This window comes from Paenibacillus sp. FSL E2-0190, assembly GCF_037992965.1.
In the GTDB taxonomy this organism is placed as follows: domain Bacteria; phylum Bacillota; class Bacilli; order Paenibacillales; family Paenibacillaceae; genus Paenibacillus_AQ; species Paenibacillus_AQ odorifer.
In genome coordinates this window covers 1-22,047 of sequence record NZ_CP150306.1, presented here as the reverse complement: position 1 = coordinate 22,047, position 22,047 = coordinate 1, and the positions used below count along the sequence as shown (strand labels likewise).

Sequence of the window (22,047 nt, the reverse complement as noted above, 5' to 3'; positions counted from 1 at the left end):
AAAAAACCTCCTGATGTACTTTATTTTGGCATTTTCGGAACCGCCGACAACAGCTCATAACTGTATTCATGTTTAGGACGGATGAAGAATTGGTCCCGCGGACTCTGCTCCACGAGCTTTCCTTGCCGCATAACTGCTACCGTATCGCTAATTGCATTGATTACTCCTAGATCATGAGAAATAAAAAGCATGGTGAGATTAAGCTCAGCCTTCAGCGTATTGAACAGTTCGAGCACACTAAGCTGCACAGATACATCCAACGCACTTGTAGGTTCATCCGCGATCAGGATGTTTGGCTCAACACTTAATGCACGAGCGATCGCTATTCGTTGACGCTGGCCGCCGGAAAATTCATGTGGGAATTTGTCTAACGCCTTTTGTTCTAAATGAACTTGATTCAAAAGCTCTTTGCATCTTTGTTCAACATCTGTACGCCCCACTATTTTATGAAACAATAAGGGCTCGGAAAGAATTTGCCTAATCGAATGTTTAGGATTTAGCGAAGCATCTGGATTTTGGAATATCATCTGGATTGTTTTGTGCTGCTCACGGCTTCTTTTCTTTTTTAATTCTTGGGTTCCCAACAGAATCTGTCCCTCATTTGGGGCAATCAGTCCAGCAATTACTCGCGCCAGCGTAGATTTCCCTGATCCGGATTCTCCAACAAGCCCAAGGGTGGTGTGCTGCTCAAGATTCAGATTGATATGATCCAGTGCAGTAAAGCCGCCATAATGAACAGTTAAATCTTTTATTTGTAAGGCTAATTCCATGAGTCTCTACTCCCTTCAAGCTCTGGCAAAGGAAGCACCGAATCAATCAGCATCTGTGTGTAAGGGTCTTTCGGATTTCGCAAAATATCAAGGGTATTGCCCTGCTCAACAATCTGTCCCTGTTTCATTACACATAGCCGTGAACACAAGTTTGCTGCAATCGCTAGGTTATGCGTAACAAATACCATGGCAAAACTGAGCTCATGCTGGAGGCTCGTGATCGTCTCAATAATTTGCCGTTGAACCGTGACGTCAAGTGCCGTTGTCGGCTCATCACAGAGAAGTATGCCTGGCTTGCACGCCAGTGCCAGAGCGATGACTACCCGTTGACACTGACCGCCTGACAGCTGACTCGGATACCGGTCCTTTTTCTTCAATGAATCGGGGAGACCAAGCCTTTCGAGCAGTTCCAGTGCAATTACCCGCGAAGTCTTACGGCTTACTCTCTGTCTGTAATACACAACTTCAGCCAGTTGTTTGACAACCGTACAGAGCGGATCAAGCGCACCTCTTGGATCTTGAAATACCATCGCACTGCTTACGTCACTTTTAATGGTGCCACCAGTCTGTTCAACACCATTTGGAAGCAAGCCTAAAATTGCACGCAGCGTAAGCGATTTTCCTGATCCCGATTCACCTACTAATCCCAGACTCTCCCCTTTACTCAGCGAAAAACTAACATTATTGACCAATCTCTCATTTGACTTAGCTGCCAGCGATAGCGCCTCTATTTCTAAAATGGGTTGTATAGACATTATTTTTTCCTCCATATGTCTGCCAAACCATCACCTAGGAGCGACAAAGCTATCCCCGTATACACCACTGCAAATCCCGGAACGGCCGAGAGCCACCAAGCTGTAGTGATGAAGGGCTGTCCATCTGAAATCATTGTCCCCCAGTCAGGAGTTGGCGGTGTAATGCCGATACCAAGATACCCGAGCGTAACAATGGCAACAAGCAATCCAATCATATCTGTCATAAGGACGACCACGGCTTGCGGAAGTACATTCGGCAGGAGATGACGCAAAATAATTTTCACTCCTGGTAGCCCTAAGGTTTGAGCGGACGCCACCCATTCCTGATTACGAAAAGAAGCACTAAGACCTCTGACGACACGGGCAAAGACAATCCATCCTACAAAAATAAAAGTAATATAAATGCCTCGTTCTCCTGCTCCACTTGCAAAAGCCACGATAATAACGATCAGATAAAAAGGAAAGGCGATGAATGTATCTGACAACAGCGTAATAACTGTATCGATCCATTTGCCGTAATATCCTGCCAGCATTCCTAGAAATACACCTGTGCAAAAGGGAATGATTTCTGCCAAGACCATGATTTTCAAATCAGTCCTCGCTGCATAAACCAGTCTGGTAAACAGATCACGCCCTAATTGATCAGTTCCCAACCAATGTTCGGCTGACGGAGGCTGTAAAAAGGCACTCAAATTTTGCTCAGAGGGGTCATAAGGACTTATATAAGGTATAAACACAGTCAAGAGAATAAGAGCTGCAAACATAATAATTCCCACTAGAAGTGATGGGGTATTCCATATTCGCTTTAAGCCGCTTGTTATCTTACCGTCTTCATACAATCGCGAGTCTAGTCTTATAGTTTTCATTGTTTTCCTTTCGTTCTGGGATCAAGCCACCAGGAAATGATTTCAATCAAGAGACTGATGATCACAACAGATAGCGCACAGTAAAGTGCTATTCCTTGAATAACCGGAAAGTCCCGTTTCGAAATTGAAGTGAACAATAAGCTGCCAATTCCCTTAATTCCAAATACCTGCTCAACGACCAAGGTGCCTCCGATTAAATAAGAAATATTCACACCCAGCAGCATTAACGTAGGAAGAGCAGAGTTGCGCAGCACATGTTTAAATAAAATAACCCTGTTTGGTATGCCCGCAGCCTTAAGGGTGACTACAAAATCCGATTCTAACACTTCAAGCATCTGCGCTCTTAATGAACGAACAAGCGTAGGAACCTGTGAAAAAGCAACAGTGATTGCTGGAAGTGCAAGACTATGCAAGGTTCCGACCCACCCTTCACTTACTCCCCCAACAGGGAACCAGCCAAGCCGGACACTAAAGAGCAAAATTAAAAGTAAGCCAACCCAGAAGATTGGCATACCTAGAGTAATTGTAGGAAAAATACGTATCAAATGGTCCAGCAGTTTATCCTTATGCGTAGCGGCTACCGTAGCGAGCAGAAGGGATACGAAAATCGCCAACACACAAGCCATCACGATGAGCAGCAAAGTAACAGGGGCCCGTTGTGTAATCAACTCTCTTGTTGATGTCCCCATAATAATGGAGTTTCCAGTATCTCCTTGAGTAAACAGCGTCTTCACAAATCGGATGAATTGCTCCCATAAAGGGAGGTCCAGCCCAAGAGTATGATGCATACTCTTGAGCGCCTCAGGGGTGCTGTATTCTCCCAAAATCATTTTTGCTGGATCTCCCGGCACGATTCGTATGATGAAAAAGACTGCTATCATTACGCAGAAGATCACTGCCAATGCTTTTATAAGAGATATCACAAGCCAGTTGTAAGAACCCTTGCTTCCTTTCGGTTGATTTAACACCTGCTTAAGATTCATCATTGGCTGATGCGGACATCTTCGAAACGGGCACTGCCGTTTGGTAGAACAACGAGACCGTCAACTGAAGAACGAATACCTTTTAAAACATCTGGATAGTAAAGCGGAATATAAGGAACTTCATCAGCAAGGGTCTGCAGCAGCTTAGTATAGATTTGTGCACGTTCATCGCCATCCGCAGTTTTTTGTCCCTCATATAGAAGCTTCGTTACTTCATCATTTGTATAATGCGTCCAATATGATTTGCTGAAGCCTTCCGGATCGGTCTGGAAAGCAATAATTGAGTTCGCTTCAGGGGAATCCGCTTGACCACTGTTCAGCATTGCCGCAAAATCATATGCGAAGAAACGTTCACGGAAAGTGGCAAGTTCAATCGATTCAATCTCAATCTTAATCCCGATCGTTTGGCCCGCTGCCTGAATAATTTGTGCCTCTTGAGCTCTTGTGCTATTACCGGATGCTACAAGTAATTTGGTAGTGAAGCCATTAGGGAAGGCAGATTTTGCAAGCTCCTCCTTGGCTGCTTCGATATTAAAGTTCAGTGCTTTGATTGTATCATTTGCGTTATAAGGAATCGTTGTTGGCAGCAATGAGTTTGCTGTTTGTGCATAACCAAAGGTTAGCGCCTTGGTCAAGCCCTCACGATCAAGCCCCAGCGCCAGAGCGCGACGGACATGCACATCAGAAAAATGTTCATCCAACGTATTAAAGAACAATTGCTCTGTCACCCAACTACCGTTAGTAACTACTTTAGTGTCAGCCCCATCTTTAATCTCATTGGCATTTTGCAGGGCCAAAGATTCAATAGCATTAACTTCTCCAGCCTTCAGCTGGTTAATCGCTTGACTGTCATCTTCAATCAGCTTATAAACGAGCTTATCAATATAGGGTTTACCTTCTTGCCAGTAGAATGTATTCTTAGTGAAGGTCAGATCACCTGCAGTGTCCCATGTTTCAACAACAAAAGGTCCCGTACCGATCGGTTTCTTGAAGAATTCTTCTTCGGATACTCCGCCCAAATTGTTAGGAAGGATACCATTTGAGAAATTAGATAGCTCCGAGATAAATGGTGTATAAGGCTCTTTAAGTGTAATAACAAGCGTTTTGTTATCTTGCGCTTTGATTGTGTCGACCTTTGCGGATATTGCCAGCGGGCCGCCTACCTTCAAGTGCCGCTCAAGAGAGAATACAGCATCTTCTGCGGTCACATCCGTACCATTGGAAAACTTCAACCCATCACGAAGCTCGAATGTATACGTCAGACCATCTTCACTGATATTATGTGACTTAGCAAGCCAATCTACAATTTCACCTTTGCTGTCAAAAGCGACTAATGATTCAAAAACTTTGTCGATTGCAAAAGCATTGTTGGACGTAATCTGATTATGCAAATCCAGCGAAGTTACAGAAGCAGGTCGTCCATAGACGAAAGTCCCTCCCGTTGCAGGTTCTGCAGTTTGAGGACTTTGAGTTGCCGGACTCGCACTTTCCTGTGCCTCTTTATTTGAATCAGCCTTATTATTAGACCCCGAGCACCCTGCAATTAACATCAATAGCAAAACTGCTATTGCCCCCAACAGAATCGGTTTCTTAATAGATACACTAAAGTACGACATAATTCGCTCCCCCTATAATTCTTATATGTTTAGTATGAATTGTATTATGGGTTAAACACTCTAGTCTGTCAAACATAATTTAATTTGCAACAATCCTTAAGTAAATATACATAACAAAAAGACCACTGTCGATTACTCAACAGTGGTCTTGTGTGCTTGGCAACGTCCTACTCTCCCAGGACCCTTCGGTCCAAGTACCATCGGCGCTGGAGGGCTTAACGGTCGTGTTCGGGATGGGTACGCGTGGAACCCCTCCGCTATCGCCACCAAACATGCATCTGTGAAACAGACGCTGCCGCGTGAAATTCGGTTCATCACCAGAAGTGACAATGAATTTCTAAGCGTGTTACAGGCTTAATCGCCTGAAAACTGAATCCGAAACGAATTTGCATTCTACGTATAGGATAAGCCCTCGACCGATTAGTATTGGTCAGCTCCATGCATTGCTGCACTTCCACCTCCAACCTATCTACCTCGTCGTCTTCAAGGGGTCTTACTAATTGGGAAATCTCATCTTGAGGGGGGCTTCACGCTTAGATGCTTTCAGCGCTTATCCCGTCCGTACGTAGCTACCCAGCCATGCTCCTGGCGGAACAACTGGTGCACCAGCGGTACGTCCATCCCGGTCCTCTCGTACTAAGGACAGCTCCTCTCAAATTTCCTGCGCCCACGACAGATAGGGACCGAACTGTCTCACGACGTTCTGAACCCAGCTCGCGTACCGCTTTAATGGGCGAACAGCCCAACCCTTGGGACCTACTTCAGCCCCAGGATGCGATGAGCCGACATCGAGGTGCCAAACCTCCCCGTCGATGTGGACTCTTGGGGGAGATAAGCCTGTTATCCCCAGGGTAGCTTTTATCCGTTGAGCGATGGCCCTTCCATGCGGTACCACCGGATCACTAAGTCCGACTTTCGTCCCTGCTCGACTTGTAGGTCTCGCAGTCAAGCTCCCTTATGCCTTTGCACTCTGCGAATGATTTCCAACCATTCTGAGGGAACCTTGGAACGCCTCCGTTACTCTTTAGGAGGCGACCGCCCCAGTCAAACTGCCCGCCTGACACGGTCCCCGTACCCGATAAGGGCACTAGGTTAGAACCTAGATACGATCAGGGTGGTATCCCAACGGCGCCTCCACCGAAGCTTGCGCTCCGATTTCTACGGCTCCCACCTATCCTGTACAGATCGTACCCAAATTCAATATCAAGCTGCAGTAAAGCTCCATGGGGTCTTTCCGTCTTGTCGCGGGTAACCTGCATCTTCACAGGTATTAAAATTTCACCGGATCTCTCGTTGAGACAGCGCCCAAGTCGTTACGCCATTCGTGCGGGTCAGAATTTACCTGACAAGGAATTTCGCTACCTTAGGACCGTTATAGTTACGGCCGCCGTTTACTGGGGCTTCGGTTCATAGCTTCGGGTTACCCCTAACCACTCCCCTTAACCTTCCAGCACCGGGCAGGCGTCAGCCCGTATACTTCGCCTTGCGGCTTCGCACAGACCTGTGTTTTTGCTAAACAGTCGCTTGGGCCTTTTCACTGCGGCCCCCTCGTGCTATTCACACTACCGGGGCACCCCTTCTCCCGAAGTTACGGGGTCATTTTGCCGAGTTCCTTAACGAGAGTTCTTCCGCGCGCCTTAGAATTCTCTTCTCGCCTACCTGTGTCGGTTTGCGGTACGGGCACCTTCTCCTGGCTAGAGGCTTTTCTTGGCAGTGTGAGATCATGACCTTCGCTACTATAATTTTCGCTCCCCATCACAGCCCAGCCTTAATGATGTGCGGATTTGCCTACACATCAGCCTCACTGCTTAGACGGACATCCATCAGTCCGCGTCACTACCCTCCTGCGTCACCCCATCGCTCATAGCGGATTACGGTGGTACAGTAATTTCAAACTGTTGTCCTTCGACTACGCCTTTCGGCCTCGCCTTAGGTCCCGACTTACCCTGAGCGGACGAGCCTTCCTCAGGAAACCTTGGGCTTTCGGCGGATCAGATTCTCACTGATCTTTTCGTTACTCATACCGGCATTCTCACTTGTGTAGTGTCCAGCGCTCTTTTCAGTACACCTTCAACCCCTACACAACGCTCCCCTACCCCAGATACATACGTATCTAGCCATAGCTTCGGTGGTGTGTTTAGCCCCGTTACATTTTCGGCGCAGAGTCACTCGACCAGTGAGCTATTACGCACTCTTTCAATGGTGGCTGCTTCTAAGCCAACATCCTGGTTGTCTGTGCAACTCCACATCCTTTCCCACTTAACACACACTTGGGGACCTTAGCTGATGGTCTGGGCTGTTTCCCTTTTGACAATGGATCTTAGCACTCACTGTCTGACTCCCGGCAATAAGTATATGGCATTCGGAGTTTGACTGAGCTTGGTAATCCTTGCGGACCCCGCACCCAATCAGTGCTCTACCTCCACTACTCTTATACCGAGGCTAGCCCTAAAGCTATTTCGGGGAGAACCAGCTATCTCCGAGTTCGATTGGAATTTCTCCGCTACCCCCACCTCATCCCCGCACTTTTCAACGTACGTGGGTTCGGGCCTCCAGTGCGTGTTACCGCACCTTCACCCTGGACAGGGGTAGATCACACGGTTTCGGGTCTACGTCCACATACTAAGTCGCCCTATTCAGACTCGCTTTCGCTGCGGCTCCACCTTCTCGGCTTAACCTTGCATGTTAAACGTAACTCGCCGGTTCATTCTACAAAAGGCACGCCATCACCCATAGATCGGGCTCTGACTTTTTGTAAGCACACGGTTTCAGGTTCTATTTCACTCCCCTTCCGGGGTGCTTTTCACCTTTCCCTCACGGTACTGTTTCACTATCGGTCGCCAGGTAGTATTTAGCCTTAGCAGATGGTCCTGCTGGATTCATACGGGGTTTCACGTGCCCCGCACTACTCGGGATCCGTCTCGGAGAGAACACAGTTTAGGTTACAGGGCTTTTACCTCTATCGCGGGCCTTTCCAGACCTCTTCACCTACCATATTCCTTTGTAACTCCATGTGAGACGTCCCACAACCCCTAAGAGCAAGCTCTTAGGTTTAGGCTGTTCCGCGTTCGCTCGCCGCTACTGACGGAATCACTATTGTTTTCTCTTCCTCAGGGTACTTAGATGTTTCAGTTCCCCTGGTCTGCCTCTACATTTCCTATGTATTCAGAAATGAGTAACTGCGAATTACCACAGCTGGGTTTCCCCATTCGGACACCCCCGGATCAAAGCTTGCTTACAGCTCCCCGAGGCAGTTTCGTTGTTCGCCACGTCCTTCGTCGGCTCCTGGCGCCTAGGCATCCTCCGTGTGCTCTTATTAGCTTAACCTTGATTTTTCCGAAGAAAAATCTCACTAATAACATTTACTTGTTTACACAAGTTGCTAAAAGATGTTCTAAAACGCAAATTCGTTTCGGTATCCAGTTTTCAAGGATCAAGTCTTACTTGAGAGCTTAAACTCTCAAAACTGAGCAACGAGTGAGTAACAGGCCTAAACCTGAGTTTTGGAAGCTGAGCTTCCGATTTGAATGTTCTCATTGCAGAGAACGATTCTCCATAGAAAGGAGGTGATCCAGCCGCACCTTCCGATACGGCTACCTTGTTACGACTTCACCCCAATCATCTACCCCACCTTCGGCGGCTGGCTCCCTTGCGGGTTACCCCACCGACTTCGGGTGTTGTAAACTCTCGTGGTGTGACGGGCGGTGTGTACAAGACCCGGGAACGTATTCACCGCGGCATGCTGATCCGCGATTACTAGCAATTCCGACTTCATGCAGGCGAGTTGCAGCCTGCAATCCGAACTGAGACCGGCTTTGATGGGATTGGCTCCACCTCGCGGCTTCGCTTCCCGTTGTACCGGCCATTGTAGTACGTGTGTAGCCCAGGTCATAAGGGGCATGATGATTTGACGTCATCCCCACCTTCCTCCGGTTTGTCACCGGCAGTCACTCTAGAGTGCCCAGCATTACCTGCTGGCAACTAAAGTTAAGGGTTGCGCTCGTTGCGGGACTTAACCCAACATCTCACGACACGAGCTGACGACAACCATGCACCACCTGTCTCCTCTGTCCCGAAGGCCGCTGCTATCTCTAGCAGATTCAGAGGGATGTCAAGACCTGGTAAGGTTCTTCGCGTTGCTTCGAATTAAACCACATACTCCACTGCTTGTGCGGGTCCCCGTCAATTCCTTTGAGTTTCAGTCTTGCGACCGTACTCCCCAGGCGGAGTGCTTACTGTGTTAACTTCGGCACCAAGGGTATCGAAACCCCTAACACCTAGCACTCATCGTTTACGGCGTGGACTACCAGGGTATCTAATCCTGTTTGCTCCCCACGCTTTCGCGCCTCAGCGTCAGTTACAGCCCAGAAAGTCGCCTTCGCCACTGGTGTTCCTCCACATATCTACGCATTTCACCGCTACACGTGGAATTCCACTTTCCTCTTCTGTACTCAAGCCACCCAGTTTCCAGTGCGACCTCAGGTTGAGCCCAAGGTTTAAACACCAGACTTAAATAGCCGCCTGCGCGCGCTTTACGCCCAATAATTCCGGACAACGCTTGCCCCCTACGTATTACCGCGGCTGCTGGCACGTAGTTAGCCGGGGCTTTCTTCTCAGGTACCGTCACTCCGGTAGCAGTTACTCTACCGGACGTTCTTCCCTGGCAACAGAGCTTTACGATCCGAAAACCTTCATCACTCACGCGGCGTTGCTCCGTCAGGCTTTCGCCCATTGCGGAAGATTCCCTACTGCTGCCTCCCGTAGGAGTCTGGGCCGTGTCTCAGTCCCAGTGTGGCCGTTCACCCTCTCAGGTCGGCTACGCATCGTCGCCTTGGTGGGCCGTTACCCCACCAACTAGCTAATGCGCCGCAGGCCCATCCCTCAGTGACAGATTGCTCCGTCTTTCATTCTTCTCTCAGGAGAAAAAAGAAATTATCCGGTATTAGCTACCGTTTCCGGTAGTTATCCCAGTCTGAAGGGCAGGTTGCCTACGTGTTACTCACCCGTCCGCCGCTAAGTCATTTTGAAAGCAAGCTTTCAAAATGACTCCGCTCGACTTGCATGTATTAGGCACGCCGCCAGCGTTCGTCCTGAGCCAGGATCAAACTCTCCAATTAGTATTGAAAAGAGCGATATGCTCATTTTGAAACATCTGACGAGAAAATTAATTCTCTAATTTTGGATTTCACTTACGTGATTTCCTACTCACTCGTTGTTCAGTTTTCAAAGATCAAGTTCTCGTTGGCGCCGTTTAATGTCTCAGCAGCAACTCTTATACTATATCATGTTCGGCTATTTAATGTCAAGCTCTTTTTTTAACTTCTTTTTCGAGCTCGGCATGTGTACTTCTTGGCCGGACTTAGAATATATCATGTATGGAGATGCATTGCAAGAGTTTTTTTGAAATATAATAGATAAATGAGAGACTGTGCTGCCATAAGCCTCAATACTGCGATATATAATGGCTAGCACAGCCTTATTCCCTTGTACCTACGCCCTAAGCAATGATCTCTTGAATATACAATTCACGTTCCAACATCAAGTTAACTATTGTTTCCTCTATTTTAACCATCGGACGTGTAGGGTTTGCGCGATCAGTGAAGATAATCTCCCCATGACGGCCATCACTTAATTTGATTCTAGTGCCATTAAAGAGATCAGTACTCTTCTGTATAAACGTCTGCACAATCACTGGGTCAAGCTTACCGAAGCTTTCTGTCAGAATCTGCTCTAGTACCAAATAAGGAGACTGTGCTCTTCTGTAGGCTCTTTCTAAGGTCATAGCATGGAATATATCTGCTACTGCGACTACTTTAGCGTAGAAATGAATCTGACTGCCGTCCAGCTTCAATGGATAACCAGAGCCATCAATCTTCTCATGATGCTGCAAGGCGGCAAGTCTTACCCCTTCATTAATCGCTGTAACATTGCGTAATAATTGATAACCATATGTAGTGTGTCGGCGAACCTCTTCTATTTCACTATTGTTAAGTGACTCCGGTTTCTGTAAAAGTGAGCTGTCTACTTTTGCATTGCCGATATCATGTAATAATCCTGCAAAAGCAATCTGCATCCAATCCTTTTGTGGGTACCCACACCACTGAGCAATTTTATAGGAGGTCAACGCGGACAACACAGCATTGTGATAGTTGTAATCCTCATATTTTAAAGTGCGCGGTGTAAACTTCAAGACATGATAATCCTTCAAATAACCTATTAATGTCTCTAACTGACTGCGAAGCTCAAAAATAGGAAGTGAAGCTGCCGTTACCGATCGATAGCTGTTCTTAATAAGAGTGAGCATTTTATCGTATTCATCATGTAGAGGAGAATTAGTCTTGGCCAACATCGATTCGTTGATAATGGCTCCAGCTTTAGGGGAAGCTTGCTTAGCTGTTGTTTTGGCTCCATCCGAACTCGCCTCACCTTGGTCACCTTCGATTTCCACTTGCCCAATCAAAAAAGCCTGTAAAATATCTAGATCACGAGGGAGCAATATTTTTCCCTTAGTGAATAAAGTCCCCCCTAAAGGTGTAATTACATCCTTTATTATCTTTGAGCCTGCTTTAACTTCTCCAACCAATATATTTGGCATATACTCAGCCCCTTTATTTCTATAAGCCGTACACCCAGCATTACCTCACATTGATAAGACAGATAATTTCTGAGAAATTAGTACTTTATAGGATTCTATTGGCTAATTATAGTACGGATAAATGGAAGACACTAGTGCAGTGAAAACTATTCTTTCAAAATATTTATTTTATTTTTTTAAGCATCGGTCATTCAAAAAGCAGCAAAAAGAGCAAGAACTTCTGTAATAGAAGCCCTTGCTCTTTTTTGAATTCAACCTATTCTAAGTCAGTGTCTTCGTCCTCAGTCAGGATCTCAGGCTGATCAATATCGCCAGATTCCTCGACTGTATCTTGCCCATCCAGGCCTTCTTGCCCTTCCAAGCCTTCCAGACCTTCCACTTCCTCAGATTCATCCTCTTCGTTCTTGTCAGCTCTACACAGGGTAGCTACTGCGTCATCCTCACGGATGTTAATCAGCTTAACCCCTTGAGCATAACGGCCCATAGTAGAAATTCCATCCATGCTGGTACGAATCAGGGTACCGCTAGTCGTAATGATCATTAAGTCTTCATCCTTCTTAACGACCTTAAGACCCACTACAGGACCATTCTTATCGGTGAGATTAATGGTCTTGATCCCTTTACCGCCACGAGTCTGGGAACGATAATCACCGGCTGGTGTCCGTTTACCATAGCCCTTGGTAGTAACAATCAGAACCTCAAGCTCCTTATCGACACAGTCCATACCAATGACATGGTCATTTCCGTCAAGCGTAATGCCCTTAACGCCAGTCGCGCTACGTCCCATAGAACGCACATCATTCTCTGAGAACGTGATCGACATTCCGCGAGCTGTACCGATAATGAGATTTTGCTGTCCATCAGTCAGCTTAACCTCGATTAGGGAATCTTCTTCACGAAGATTAATAGCAATAAGACCGCCTTTACGGATGTTGTTATAATCCCCAAGAGGCGTCTTCTTCACGATACCCTCGCGGGTAGCAAAGAATAAATATTTGTCGCTATCGCCATCTTCCACTTGGATTACCGCACTAATCTTCTCACCATGTTCGATTTGAATCAGGTTGATGATTGGCGTCCCCCGGGCTGTACGGCCCAATTCTGGGATCTCATAAGCTTTAATCCGGTAAACTTTACCCTTATCGGTAAAGAACATCAGATAGTTATGAGAGTTACTCACGAAGAGATGCTCCACGAAATCCTGGTCCTTGGTGTCCATCCCCATGACTCCGCGACCTCCGCGCTTCTGACTGCGGTAGGTGCTGACAGGTAGACGTTTGATATATCCTGTATGTGTAATAGTGATAACAACCTCTTCACGTGGAATAAGGTCTTCATCCAGGATACTTTCTTCACCAACCGTGATCTCTGTCCGGCGTTCATCAGAATATCTATCACGGATATCCTGCAGCTCGTTGCTGATGATTTCCAGTACAAGATGCTCGTTAGCCAGAATTTCACGGTACTCTGCAATTTTAACGATCAATTCGTTATATTCATTCTCGATCTTTTCCCGTTCCAGACCAGTCAGACGTTGCATCCGCATATCGAGGATAGCCTGAGCCTGCTCTAAACTGAGGCTAAAGGTGCTCATTAAGCCTTCGCGGGCTATATCAGTTGTCCGTGAAGCACGGATTAACGCAATCACCTCATCCAGATGATCAAGCGCAATGCGCAGACCTTCTAAGATATGAGCGCGTGCTTCAGCTTTTTTAAGATCAAATATAGTACGACGACGAATAACTTCAATCTGGTGCTGCAAATAATGATAAAGTACATCACGCAGATTAAGAATTTTCGGCTCGTTATTTACGATGGCAAGCATGTTGATCCCAAATGTGGATTGCATAGAAGTATGTTTATATAGATTGTTTAATACTACATTTGGATTAACATCGCGTCTCATCTCAACAACTACACGCATACCGTTACGGTCAGACTCATCTCGAAGATCCGTTATACCTTCGATCCGTTTCTCACGTACTAATTCTGCGATTTTCTCAACCAATCTTGCTTTGTTAACCTGGTATGGAAGCTCATGCACAATGATGCGAGCCTTGCCGTTGTTCTCTTCGATCGTTGCCTTCGCACGCATGGTCACTGAACCACGTCCCGTACGATAAGCCTGACGAATGCCCTCACGACCCAAAATATATCCAGCCGTAGGGAAATCCGGACCTTGGATAAACTCCATCAATTCCATTGGCGTGATATCAGGATTCTTAATCATCGCCTGCACACCATCGATAACTTCACCAAGGTTATGCGGTGGAATATTAGTAGCCATACCTACAGCAATACCAGATACCCCATTTACGAGCAGATTCGGATAACGGGCTGGCAATACAACCGGCTCATTCTCTTCACCATCATAGTTGGGTGCGAAGTCAACTGTCTCTTTGTTCAAATCACGAAGCATTTCGCCTGCAATCTTGGAAAGACGGGCTTCTGTGTACCGCATCGCCGCGGCCATATCACCATCAATCGAACCAAAGTTCCCGTGACCGTCTACAAGCATATAGCGCATCGAGAAATCCTGAGCCATCCGTACCATTGTTTCATAGACAGCTGAGTCACCGTGAGGGTGGTACTTACCGATAACCTCACCGACGATTCTTGCAGATTTCTTATGAGGCTTATCCGCAGACATTCCAAGCTCCGACATCGCAAACAAAATGCGTCGGTGAACCGGCTTGAGTCCGTCCCGCACATCTGGCAAAGCCCGGCTAACAATGATGCTCATTGCGTAATCCATAAAGGATTCACGCATTTCCACGCCAATGTCCCGATCTTTGACTTGTGGGTTATTTTGTTCAGCCATGAGTTGCTGGACCTCCTTCAGTTAAAAAACCGCTACCCTTAATTATATTACTTTCACAAAAGTAGCACAATTAAACATGATAGCCTTTTATCTTCTAATATTGATTTCTTTTTGCGCTTATCAGGGTATTTGCCCTTTCCGCAAATATCTTTACTACATAGACTGTAAAGACAAGAAACACGGTTTTATTATCCTAATATCGTTCGATAAGGCATAACCCCATATCCTTATATTATACCATTGTTTAGGTAGCTTGTCCTGATTTTCAGCTGTCAAAGATTATGCTGCCACTGCATTTTTTACAACAAGGAACCCAAAGGACCTATTCCTGCACAAAACTCATAAGGAGGAAGATAATGAAGATTCAACGCGTCCCAAGCAAATGGGCTAAAACGAAAGTCATCCTTCAAAATCACTCTCTATTGCAATATGTGCCTGATACCCGTAAATTCGATGTCAATGCTCTTAAGGAGATGCTTGCGTTATATACAATGGTCTATATTAAGCCAGATCGAGGAAGTTATGGTATCGGTGTAATGAGAGCTGAGCAGCGTACTGTAACTCTTAGCACTAGCAAACAGAAAGCTGAACACGGTGCCGACCTCGATAATGTTAATAAAGAAGAGCCCGAAGAACAGATCTTGTATATTTTAAGATATGGGAAGACTGCGGAAGTGTTTTTCTCACCAGAAGAGCTGTATGAGAACTTACAGAAACGAATTCAGAATCGAACCTATTTGATTCAAAAAGGGATTGACCTTCTGCGTCATCAAGACCGCCCTTTTGATCTTCGGGTTCTTACCCAAAAGACTCCATCAGGAGTATGGGAAACAACAGGAATGCTTGGAAGAGTAGCTGCCCCTCAAAAAATCGTCACCAATTATCACAGTGGAGGCAGTATCCTTTCCGTAAGTACTCTACTAAAAAATTATATGCCGCCCTCTGAAGTCCTAGTTACGATCAATCACTTAAAAGCTTTGGGTATACAAATCGCGACACAGCTTCAATCTGCCTATCCAGGAATCAAAGAGATTGGTCTGGATATTGCCATGGATCAACATCTGGATATGTGGCTGCTGGAAGTCAACACTCTTCCGTCCATTGCTGTATTCAAATTATTTCCTGATAAATCAATCTATCGTAAAATACATCGCTATGCCGTAGCCTATGGACGTGTAAAAGCAAGAAAATCCCCTTATTCGACCCGCAATAAACAATCTACAAGAGCCTAAAAAGAAGCTTGAAATCAAAGAACCTCCAGCGTTCTCATTCCGTTAGGAATAGAAGCCGGAGGTTGTATTAAATATTGTTCTTACACATCAAGGTATCTAACGTTCTTGGCATGCTCATGGATAAAGTCACGTCTTGGTTCAACATTGTCACCCATAAGTGTATCAAAAATACTATCTGCCAGCATTGCATCTTCAATCGTAACCTGGAGCATCATACGGGTCTCAGGGTCCATCGTTGTGTCCCAAAGTTGGGTTGCATTCATCTCTCCCAAACCTTTGTAACGTTGGACGTTAACCTTAGCATTTTCTCCAAAAGAAGCGATAATATCATCGCGTTCCTTCTCGCTGCCTGCGTAGCGGATAACCTTATTGCGCTCAATCTTAAAGAGAGGAGGCTGTGCAATATAGATATAACCCGCGTCTACTAGCTTCCGCATGTAACGATAGAAGAACGTTAATAATAGCGTTCTAATATGGGCTCCATCGACGTCGGCATCGGTCATAATAACGACTTTATGGTAGCGAGCCTTCGATAAGTCAAAGTCATCGCTGATCCCTGTGCCCAAAGCCGTAATGATGGCGCGGATCTCAGCGTTAGATAAAATACGGTCAAGGCGAGCTTTTTCAACGTTTAGGATCTTACCACGCAACGGTAGAATCGCTTGGAAATGGCGATCCCGGCCTTGCTTAGCCGATCCACCCGCTGAGTCACCTTCGACGATGTATAGTTCGCTGATCGAGGCATCCTTGGATGAACAGTCGGCGAGTTTACCAGGCAGAGCACTGACTTCAAGCGCACTCTTCCGACGGGTTAACTCACGTGCCTTACGAGCAGCTTCTCGCGCGCGTGAAGCGGAAAGTGATTTCTCAAGAACGCGACGTGACACTGCTGGGTTTTCTTCCAGGAACTCTTGTAATTTCTCTCCGAACAGTGATTCTACGATACCCCGCACTTCACTATTTCCGAGCTTAGTTTTCGTTTGACCTTCGAATTGTGGATCTGGAATTTTGACAGAAATAATGGCTGTCAATCCTTCACGCACGTCATCACCAGTCAGATTCGAATTGCTATCCTTCAGTACTCCCGCTTTACGAGCATAATCGTTGATGATACGGGTCAGCGCACTTTTAAAGCCGGATTCATGCGTTCCGCCCTCATGCGTATTAATATTATTCGCAAAAGAGTAGATGTTCTCAGTATACGAATCGTTATATTGGAGAGCCACTTCAACTTGGATCATATCGCGTGAGCCTTCCACGTAGATCGGATCCTCATGTAGTGCTTCTTTTTTCTCATTCAAATATTTCACATATTCAACGATACCACCCTCGTATTTGAACACGTTGGTGACATCCGTCCGCTCATCATGAAGTGAAAGCTCGATTCCTTTGTTAAGAAAAGCCAGCTCCCGAATACGAGTAAGCAGTGTCGAATATTCAAAAACTGTGGTTTCCGTAAATATTTCAGGATCCGGATGAAAGGTTGTAGTCGTTCCTGTCTCATCTGAATCGCCAACGATTTTGATGTCATACTGCGGTGCACCACGTCTATATTCCTGTTGGTAGATATGGCCGTCACGTTTGACCTTAACAAGGACCTTTTCAGACAAGGCATTCACTACAGAGATACCCACGCCATGCAAACCACCGGAAACTTTATATCCGCCACCGCCGAATTTACCACCTGCATGCAGCACGGTCATTACGACTTCAAGCGTCGACTTCTTAAGCTTTACATTCTCACCTACAGGTATGCCACGTCCATTATCGATAACAGTGATCGCGTTATCCTCATGTATAATCACTTGAATCCGGTCACAATAACCTGCGAGTGCCTCATCGATACTATTATCGACGACCTCCCATACCAAGTGATGGAGACCTTTAGAACTAGTCGAACCAATATACATGCCCGGACGTTTCCGAACCGCTTCCAGCCCTTCCAGTACCTGAATCTGGCTCTCATCATATGTCGGTTGATTCATTGACATGCCTTCACCTACTTCTTTCTGATTATCTCTTTGTTACCCAATGCAAGTTATATTTCGAGCAAAATTTTGGCTCTTTTTTTAAGAGTGGAGGAGGAAATGGGGGAGTAATACACGATATTTTTAGTTACGACAATAGATTTTGCTTCCTCTTCGCCAATCCGCTCAAGCTTCTTATCCTGCTCAGAGTGAATAACGAATTGCTTAGATACCTTGGAAGATTTCTCAATCGAAATATCAAATATAGCAATTAACTCCGAAGACCTAATGATCTTCTCCCCGCCCAAATGAATATACATGATCGTCCTCCGCTCTTTTATAACTCAACTTTTCCATCATGAACATGAAATAGGCTGGCGCCCTTTAATTTATCGGCATTCAGACCCTCAATTCCGGTAGCGGTAATGAATGTCTGTACCTTGCTTTGAAAGGTTTCAATAAGCTGGGTCTGGCGGTAAGGATCAAGCTCGGATAAAACATCATCAAGAAGCAGCACAGGATATTCTCCGATTTCCTCATGGATCAGCTCGATTTCCGCCAGCTTAAGCGATAAAGCCGTGGTACGCTGCTGTCCTTGAGAACCGTAGACCTGAGCTTCCCTTCCGTTGATAAAAAAGGACAGGTCATCCCGATGGGGACCCGTCAGCGTCATGCCGCGCCTGATTTCTTGTTCTCTCGTTTGTGATAACTTTAACATAAAATTGTCTAATAAGACAGCTTCATCTTCCTCATCCCGATCGCCGAAAGAGGGGACATAGAGCAATTTCAGTTCTTCTCCGCCGTTAGTAATCCCCCGGTGAATGCTTTCAGCCCATATTTGCAGCTTCTTTATGAATTGTTTCCTTTTTTTGACGATTTTAACACCATGCTCTACAAGTTGAGCATCCCAGATTTCCAGAAGCTCTTTCCCTGCAGCCTCTTTTCCCCATAATTGCTTTAAGAGATTACCTCTTTGCAAGAGAATTTTTTGATACTGCTGTAGGTGAAATAGATAACTAGGCTGGACTTGGCCGATCTCCATATCAAGAAAACGCCGTCTGATACCAGGGGTCCCTTTTACAATCTCTAAATCTTCCGGTGCAAACATGACCACATTCAGAGATCCAACAAACTCACTAAGGCGCCGCTGCTCCAAACCATTGATCTTGGCTTTTTTACCTTTGGCAGATAGGGTGAGCTCCAGCTTGAGATCGCCATACTTGCGTTCCACCTCGGCAACGATCTGAGCTGCATCTCCGGGGGCATCGAAGGAGATAAGTTCGCGGTCCTTAGAGGTACGGTGGCTTTTGGTCATCGCCAGGACGAACAATGCCTCCATGAGGTTTGTTTTGCCTTGGGCGTTCTGACCCAGAATCAGATTCACATCGCCCAGGCTCTCCAGACGCAGCAGCCCGTAATTCCGATAATGCTGCAGACCGATATTTTTAACAAACACGAAATGGTTCCTCCCCTAGCGTACTACTCTTTTACTCCTCCGCCTTCAACCTCAAAGGTACCGTTATCCTGCACTTCGATTTTGTCACCCGGATAAAGTTTTCTGCCGCGCCGTTCCTCTACCTCTCCGTTGACCAATACGTGACCTTCCTGCAATAAAGCTTTGGCCATTCCACCTGTGGATACACAATCTGCGAGTTTCAGAAATTGGTCCAGCTTAATGTATCCACTGTGGATAAGTATTTTTTTCATGGTTTTTATCCTTTCAGCCACTTATCCACATGTTCATGAATGTTGGCATTAATTTGTTGTACGGTAAGGCAAAATGATATACAAGCTATTGGTTTGGTCAAGTGGTTTCAAAATGATCGGACTCATCATCCCTGTAAATGCAATAACGAGCTGCTCACTCTCTATGACCTTTAATACATCAAGCATATATTTCGAGTTGAAAGATATTTTGAGAGGTTCACCTTTGAAATCAATGACTTCAAGTTCCTCGCGAACCTTACCCAGCTCTGATGAGCTTGAAGAAATTTCAATACCGCCTTGATCAAGCGTCTGCATACGAACAATATTTGTTTTTTCTTCCCGGGACAGCAAATAAGCACGATCAATCGATTCGCTTAATTTTTTTGTATCTAAAGTTAGTTCTGTTTTGTAGGTTGTTGGAATAATTCTAGAAGTATCAGGATAAATCCCATCTAGGATCCGTGAATAAAACAGTACTTTGTCGATTTTGAAGAGAACTTGATTATCCGCAACGACAATATCAACCAGCATATTTTGGTCAGGGATAATTTTGCTGAGCTCATTAAGGGTTTTACCGGCAATAACAATATTTCCGAAATTGACATTTTCCGTGCCTTCAAGTTTAGCAGCTCTTGTTGCCAAGCGGTGACGGTCAGTCGCTGTAAACTTAAACTCATTGTCGCTCAGATTCCATAGTATACCCGTTAATATCGGAGTTGTCTCTTGGGTAGAAATAGAAAAGGCTGTTTGTTTAATCATATTTTTCAGCAAATCACCTGGTAGAGAGATCGTGTCATTCTCTTCAATGCTCGGTAACACTGGGAATTCTTCAGGGTCTAAACCTACCATCTGAATCTCAGTGGATCCGGAAGAAATGTACGTTTGGAATCCTTCTTTTACTTCCATGTGGATTTCTTTGGAGGGCAGCTTCTTAATAATCTCGACGAAAAATTTAGCGGGAAGGACAACACTTCCTGGCTGATCTATCTTCACGATGGTGTGGCTGTCATTCTCTGCTGGAATAAACGATTGAATAGAAATATCGGTATCACTTGCAGTTAATGTGACGCCTTGATGGCTAACTTCCAGTTTAATACCGGTCAAAATAGGGATTGTTGTTCTGCTGGATATAGCTTTGGATACGTGTTGAATGGATTCGTTGAGCTCATTTTTAAGAATGCTTATTTTCATGATTTCACTCCTAGCTGAAAAATTGGGAATTTCGATGGATTTGAGTCTGTTTATTACGCGTCTTTACATGATGAATTATTATAGTTATTTAATAGTATTAGTAGTAGGGGCGACGAATATGTGGATAACCCCACCAAACAGCATAAAATTAAGCCTACCCACATGTGTATAGATTGTGTATAGGCTCTTTGTTCCTCTTAGGAAGGATTTTTAATTTTCTCCGCAAGATTATTTACCACTTTGTACAACTCCTGATCGACCTTTAATGCCTGTGTAATTTTATCGTGCGCATGAATTACGGTCGTATGGTCACGTCCTCCGAAAGCCTCACCAATCTTAGGCAGCGAATAATCCGTTAGTTCACGGGATAGATACATTGCGATTTGACGTGGAAACGCTACGGCTTTGGTTCTTTTGCGTGCTTTGAAGTCTTCAAGGCGCAAATTGTAGTATTCTCCGACTTTTTGCTGAATATCAGCGATGGTGATCATCTTTGGACGACTGGAAGGAATAATATCCTTGAGCGCTTCAGCTGCCAAATGAGTGGTTACATCCTGGTTGGTAAGCGAAGAATAAGCAACTACCCGGATTAATGCACCCTCAAGCTCACGAATATTGGTGTCAATCTGGTTGGCAATATACATCATGGCCTCATTAGGGATATCAAGGTTCTCTGCCTTAGCCTTTTTGCGTAAAATCGCAATCCGGGTCTCCAGATCTGGTGGTTGAATATCCGTAATCAAGCCCCATTCGAACCGGGAACGCAGCCGTTCTTCCAGTGTGGGAATTTCCTTTGGTGGTCGGTCGCTGGAGATGATAATTTGCTTGCGTTCTTCGTGGAGCGCATTGAAAGTATGGAAAAACTCCTCCTGTGTAGACTCTTTTCCAGCGAGGAATTGAATGTCGTCGATAAGCAAAATGTCAACATTACGATACTTGTTACGGAAGCTTTCACCGCGGTTATCACGGATCGAATTGATAAATTCATTCGTGAATTTCTCAGACGAGATGTAAATTACCTTGTTATTTGGGTTATGTTCCAGGACATAGTGCCCAATTGCGTGCATCAAATGGGTTTTGCCCAGACCTACACCACCGTATAAAAACAAGGGATTGTATGCTTTGGCTGGTGCTTCGGCTACTGCCAGTGAGGCTGCATGCGCAAAGCGGTTCCCAGAGCCGATTACAAAGGTGTCAAAAGTGTACTTTGGATTGAGCAGATGCGTTTGTGCTTCTTCTCTTGATACTACGGGAGTCGGAGCGGATTGTTGAACCACAAGCTCAGGCGGCTTGCTTTCTTCAATCACGAATTTTACATCCACTTGTTTCCCTGTGACTTCGTAGACGGTTGCTCCTACCAGTTTGGTGTAACGACTTTCCAGCCATTCTACTGCAAACGTTGTAGGTGCCGAGATAATGAGAACCTGGGAGTTGAAGGTTATCGCTTTAGTAGCCTTAAACCAGGTATCAAAGCTCGGCTTGCTTAATTTGGTTTGAATAATCGATAAAATTTGCTGCCATAATTCGGAAGTATGGCTGTCCAC

General features: G+C 45.6%; 14 protein-coding genes and 3 rRNA genes. 1 reads left to right on the top strand and 16 read right to left on the bottom strand.

From position 1 onward, the window contains the following. Window positions 1-20 precede the first annotated feature (20 nt). The 10 genes from NST25_RS00085 to gyrA all read right to left on the bottom strand — a co-directional run bounded on the left by NST25_RS00085 (window position 21) and on the right by gyrA (window position 14,406). Window positions 21-770, bottom strand: coding sequence for an ATP-binding cassette domain-containing protein (locus NST25_RS00085; RefSeq protein ID WP_248549756.1), 750 nt, complete (start codon window positions 768-770; stop codon window positions 21-23). After that, window positions 761-1,525, bottom strand: coding sequence for an ABC transporter ATP-binding protein (locus tag NST25_RS00080; protein ID WP_340393167.1), 765 nt, complete (start codon window positions 1,523-1,525; stop codon window positions 761-763). Before NST25_RS00080 ends, NST25_RS00085 begins: the two co-directional genes overlap by 10 nt. Further along, window positions 1,525-2,391 (bottom strand): ABC transporter permease, encoded by an 867-nt coding sequence (locus NST25_RS00075; protein ID WP_139330225.1) that lies wholly within the window; start codon window positions 2,389-2,391, stop codon window positions 1,525-1,527. The genes NST25_RS00080 and NST25_RS00075 overlap by 1 nt, the downstream gene beginning before the upstream one ends. Beyond that, the gene (locus NST25_RS00070; protein WP_076130914.1) at window positions 2,388-3,377 is read right to left on the bottom strand and encodes an ABC transporter permease; all 990 of its coding nucleotides are present in this window, start codon (window positions 3,375-3,377) and stop codon (window positions 2,388-2,390) included. The genes NST25_RS00075 and NST25_RS00070 overlap by 4 nt, the downstream gene beginning before the upstream one ends. Continuing rightward, a complete protein-coding gene (locus NST25_RS00065) occupies window positions 3,374-4,990 on the bottom strand; it encodes an ABC transporter substrate-binding protein (protein ID WP_340393164.1) in 1,617 nt (538 codons plus the stop codon). Before NST25_RS00065 ends, NST25_RS00070 begins: the two co-directional genes overlap by 4 nt. Before the next feature lie 154 nt (window positions 4,991-5,144). After that, window positions 5,145-5,261, bottom strand: a 5S ribosomal RNA gene (gene rrf, locus NST25_RS00060). 129 nt (window positions 5,262-5,390) lie between these two features. Then, window positions 5,391-8,317: ribosomal RNA gene (locus tag NST25_RS00055) — 23S ribosomal RNA — on the bottom strand. A gap of 232 nt (window positions 8,318-8,549) precedes the next feature. Continuing rightward, window positions 8,550-10,107, bottom strand: a 16S ribosomal RNA gene (locus NST25_RS00050). The 16S, 23S and 5S rRNA genes sit together here, the layout of an rRNA operon. A gap of 380 nt (window positions 10,108-10,487) precedes the next feature. Beyond that, the gene (locus tag NST25_RS00045; RefSeq protein WP_076124333.1) at window positions 10,488-11,585 is read right to left on the bottom strand and encodes an HD-GYP domain-containing protein; all 1,098 of its coding nucleotides are present in this window, start codon (window positions 11,583-11,585) and stop codon (window positions 10,488-10,490) included. 256 nt (window positions 11,586-11,841) lie between these two features. Continuing rightward, a complete protein-coding gene (gyrA, locus tag NST25_RS00040) occupies window positions 11,842-14,406 on the bottom strand; it encodes a DNA gyrase subunit A (RefSeq protein ID WP_340393162.1) in 2,565 nt (854 codons plus the stop codon). Between the two features lie 356 nt (window positions 14,407-14,762). Here gyrA and NST25_RS00035 point away from each other — a divergent pair, with 356 nt between their 5' ends. Further along, complete coding sequence (locus NST25_RS00035; protein ID WP_076181701.1) at window positions 14,763-15,638, top strand: YheC/YheD family protein; 876 nt, start codon at window positions 14,763-14,765, stop codon at window positions 15,636-15,638. Between the two features lie 80 nt (window positions 15,639-15,718). Here the strand turns inward: NST25_RS00035 and gyrB are convergent, their stop codons facing one another. From gyrB to dnaA, 6 genes are all read right to left on the bottom strand, one after another. Further along, a complete protein-coding gene (gyrB, locus tag NST25_RS00030) occupies window positions 15,719-17,629 on the bottom strand; it encodes a DNA topoisomerase (ATP-hydrolyzing) subunit B (RefSeq protein ID WP_036677726.1) in 1,911 nt (636 codons plus the stop codon). Between the two features lie 47 nt (window positions 17,630-17,676). Then, complete coding sequence (locus tag NST25_RS00025; protein ID WP_036677731.1) at window positions 17,677-17,925, bottom strand: extracellular matrix/biofilm biosynthesis regulator RemA family protein; 249 nt, start codon at window positions 17,923-17,925, stop codon at window positions 17,677-17,679. Between the two features lie 17 nt (window positions 17,926-17,942). Next, a complete protein-coding gene (gene recF, locus NST25_RS00020) occupies window positions 17,943-19,061 on the bottom strand; it encodes a DNA replication/repair protein RecF (protein WP_036677733.1) in 1,119 nt (372 codons plus the stop codon). 23 nt (window positions 19,062-19,084) lie between these two features. Beyond that, on the bottom strand, window positions 19,085-19,312 hold the full coding sequence (gene yaaA, locus NST25_RS00015) for a S4 domain-containing protein YaaA (RefSeq protein ID WP_036677736.1): 228 nt from the start codon (window positions 19,310-19,312) through the stop codon (window positions 19,085-19,087). Between the two features lie 48 nt (window positions 19,313-19,360). Further along, window positions 19,361-20,503, bottom strand: coding sequence for a DNA polymerase III subunit beta (dnaN, locus tag NST25_RS00010; protein WP_036677739.1), 1,143 nt, complete (start codon window positions 20,501-20,503; stop codon window positions 19,361-19,363). Between the two features lie 197 nt (window positions 20,504-20,700). Next, window positions 20,701-22,047 (bottom strand): chromosomal replication initiator protein DnaA, encoded by a 1,347-nt coding sequence (gene dnaA, locus NST25_RS00005; protein ID WP_036677741.1) that lies wholly within the window; start codon window positions 22,045-22,047, stop codon window positions 20,701-20,703.

Excerpts from the sequence above, each read along its gene's own strand:
- NST25_RS00085 (WP_248549756.1), bottom strand. The coding sequence starts at position 770 with ATGGAATTAGCCTTACAAATAAAAGATTTAACTGTTCATTATGGCGGC.
- NST25_RS00080 (WP_340393167.1), bottom strand. The coding sequence starts at position 1,525 with ATGTCTATACAACCCATTTTAGAAATAGAGGCGCTATCGCTGGCAGCT.
- NST25_RS00075 (WP_139330225.1), bottom strand. The coding sequence starts at position 2,391 with ATGAAAACTATAAGACTAGACTCGCGATTGTATGAAGACGGTAAGATA.
- NST25_RS00070 (WP_076130914.1), bottom strand. The coding sequence starts at position 3,377 with ATGATGAATCTTAAGCAGGTGTTAAATCAACCGAAAGGAAGCAAGGGT.
- NST25_RS00065 (WP_340393164.1), bottom strand. The coding sequence starts at position 4,990 with ATGTCGTACTTTAGTGTATCTATTAAGAAACCGATTCTGTTGGGGGCA.
- NST25_RS00045 (WP_076124333.1), bottom strand. The coding sequence starts at position 11,585 with ATGCCAAATATATTGGTTGGAGAAGTTAAAGCAGGCTCAAAGATAATA.
- gyrA (WP_340393162.1), bottom strand. The coding sequence starts at position 14,406 with ATGGCTGAACAAAATAACCCACAAGTCAAAGATCGGGACATTGGCGTG.
- NST25_RS00035 (WP_076181701.1), top strand. The coding sequence starts at position 14,763 with ATGAAGATTCAACGCGTCCCAAGCAAATGGGCTAAAACGAAAGTCATC.
- gyrB (WP_036677726.1), bottom strand. The coding sequence starts at position 17,629 with ATGTCAATGAATCAACCGACATATGATGAGAGCCAGATTCAGGTACTG.
- NST25_RS00025 (WP_036677731.1), bottom strand. The coding sequence starts at position 17,925 with ATGTATATTCATTTGGGCGGGGAGAAGATCATTAGGTCTTCGGAGTTA.
- yaaA (WP_036677736.1), bottom strand. The coding sequence starts at position 19,312 with ATGAAAAAAATACTTATCCACAGTGGATACATTAAGCTGGACCAATTT.
- dnaN (WP_036677739.1), bottom strand. The coding sequence starts at position 20,503 with ATGAAAATAAGCATTCTTAAAAATGAGCTCAACGAATCCATTCAACAC.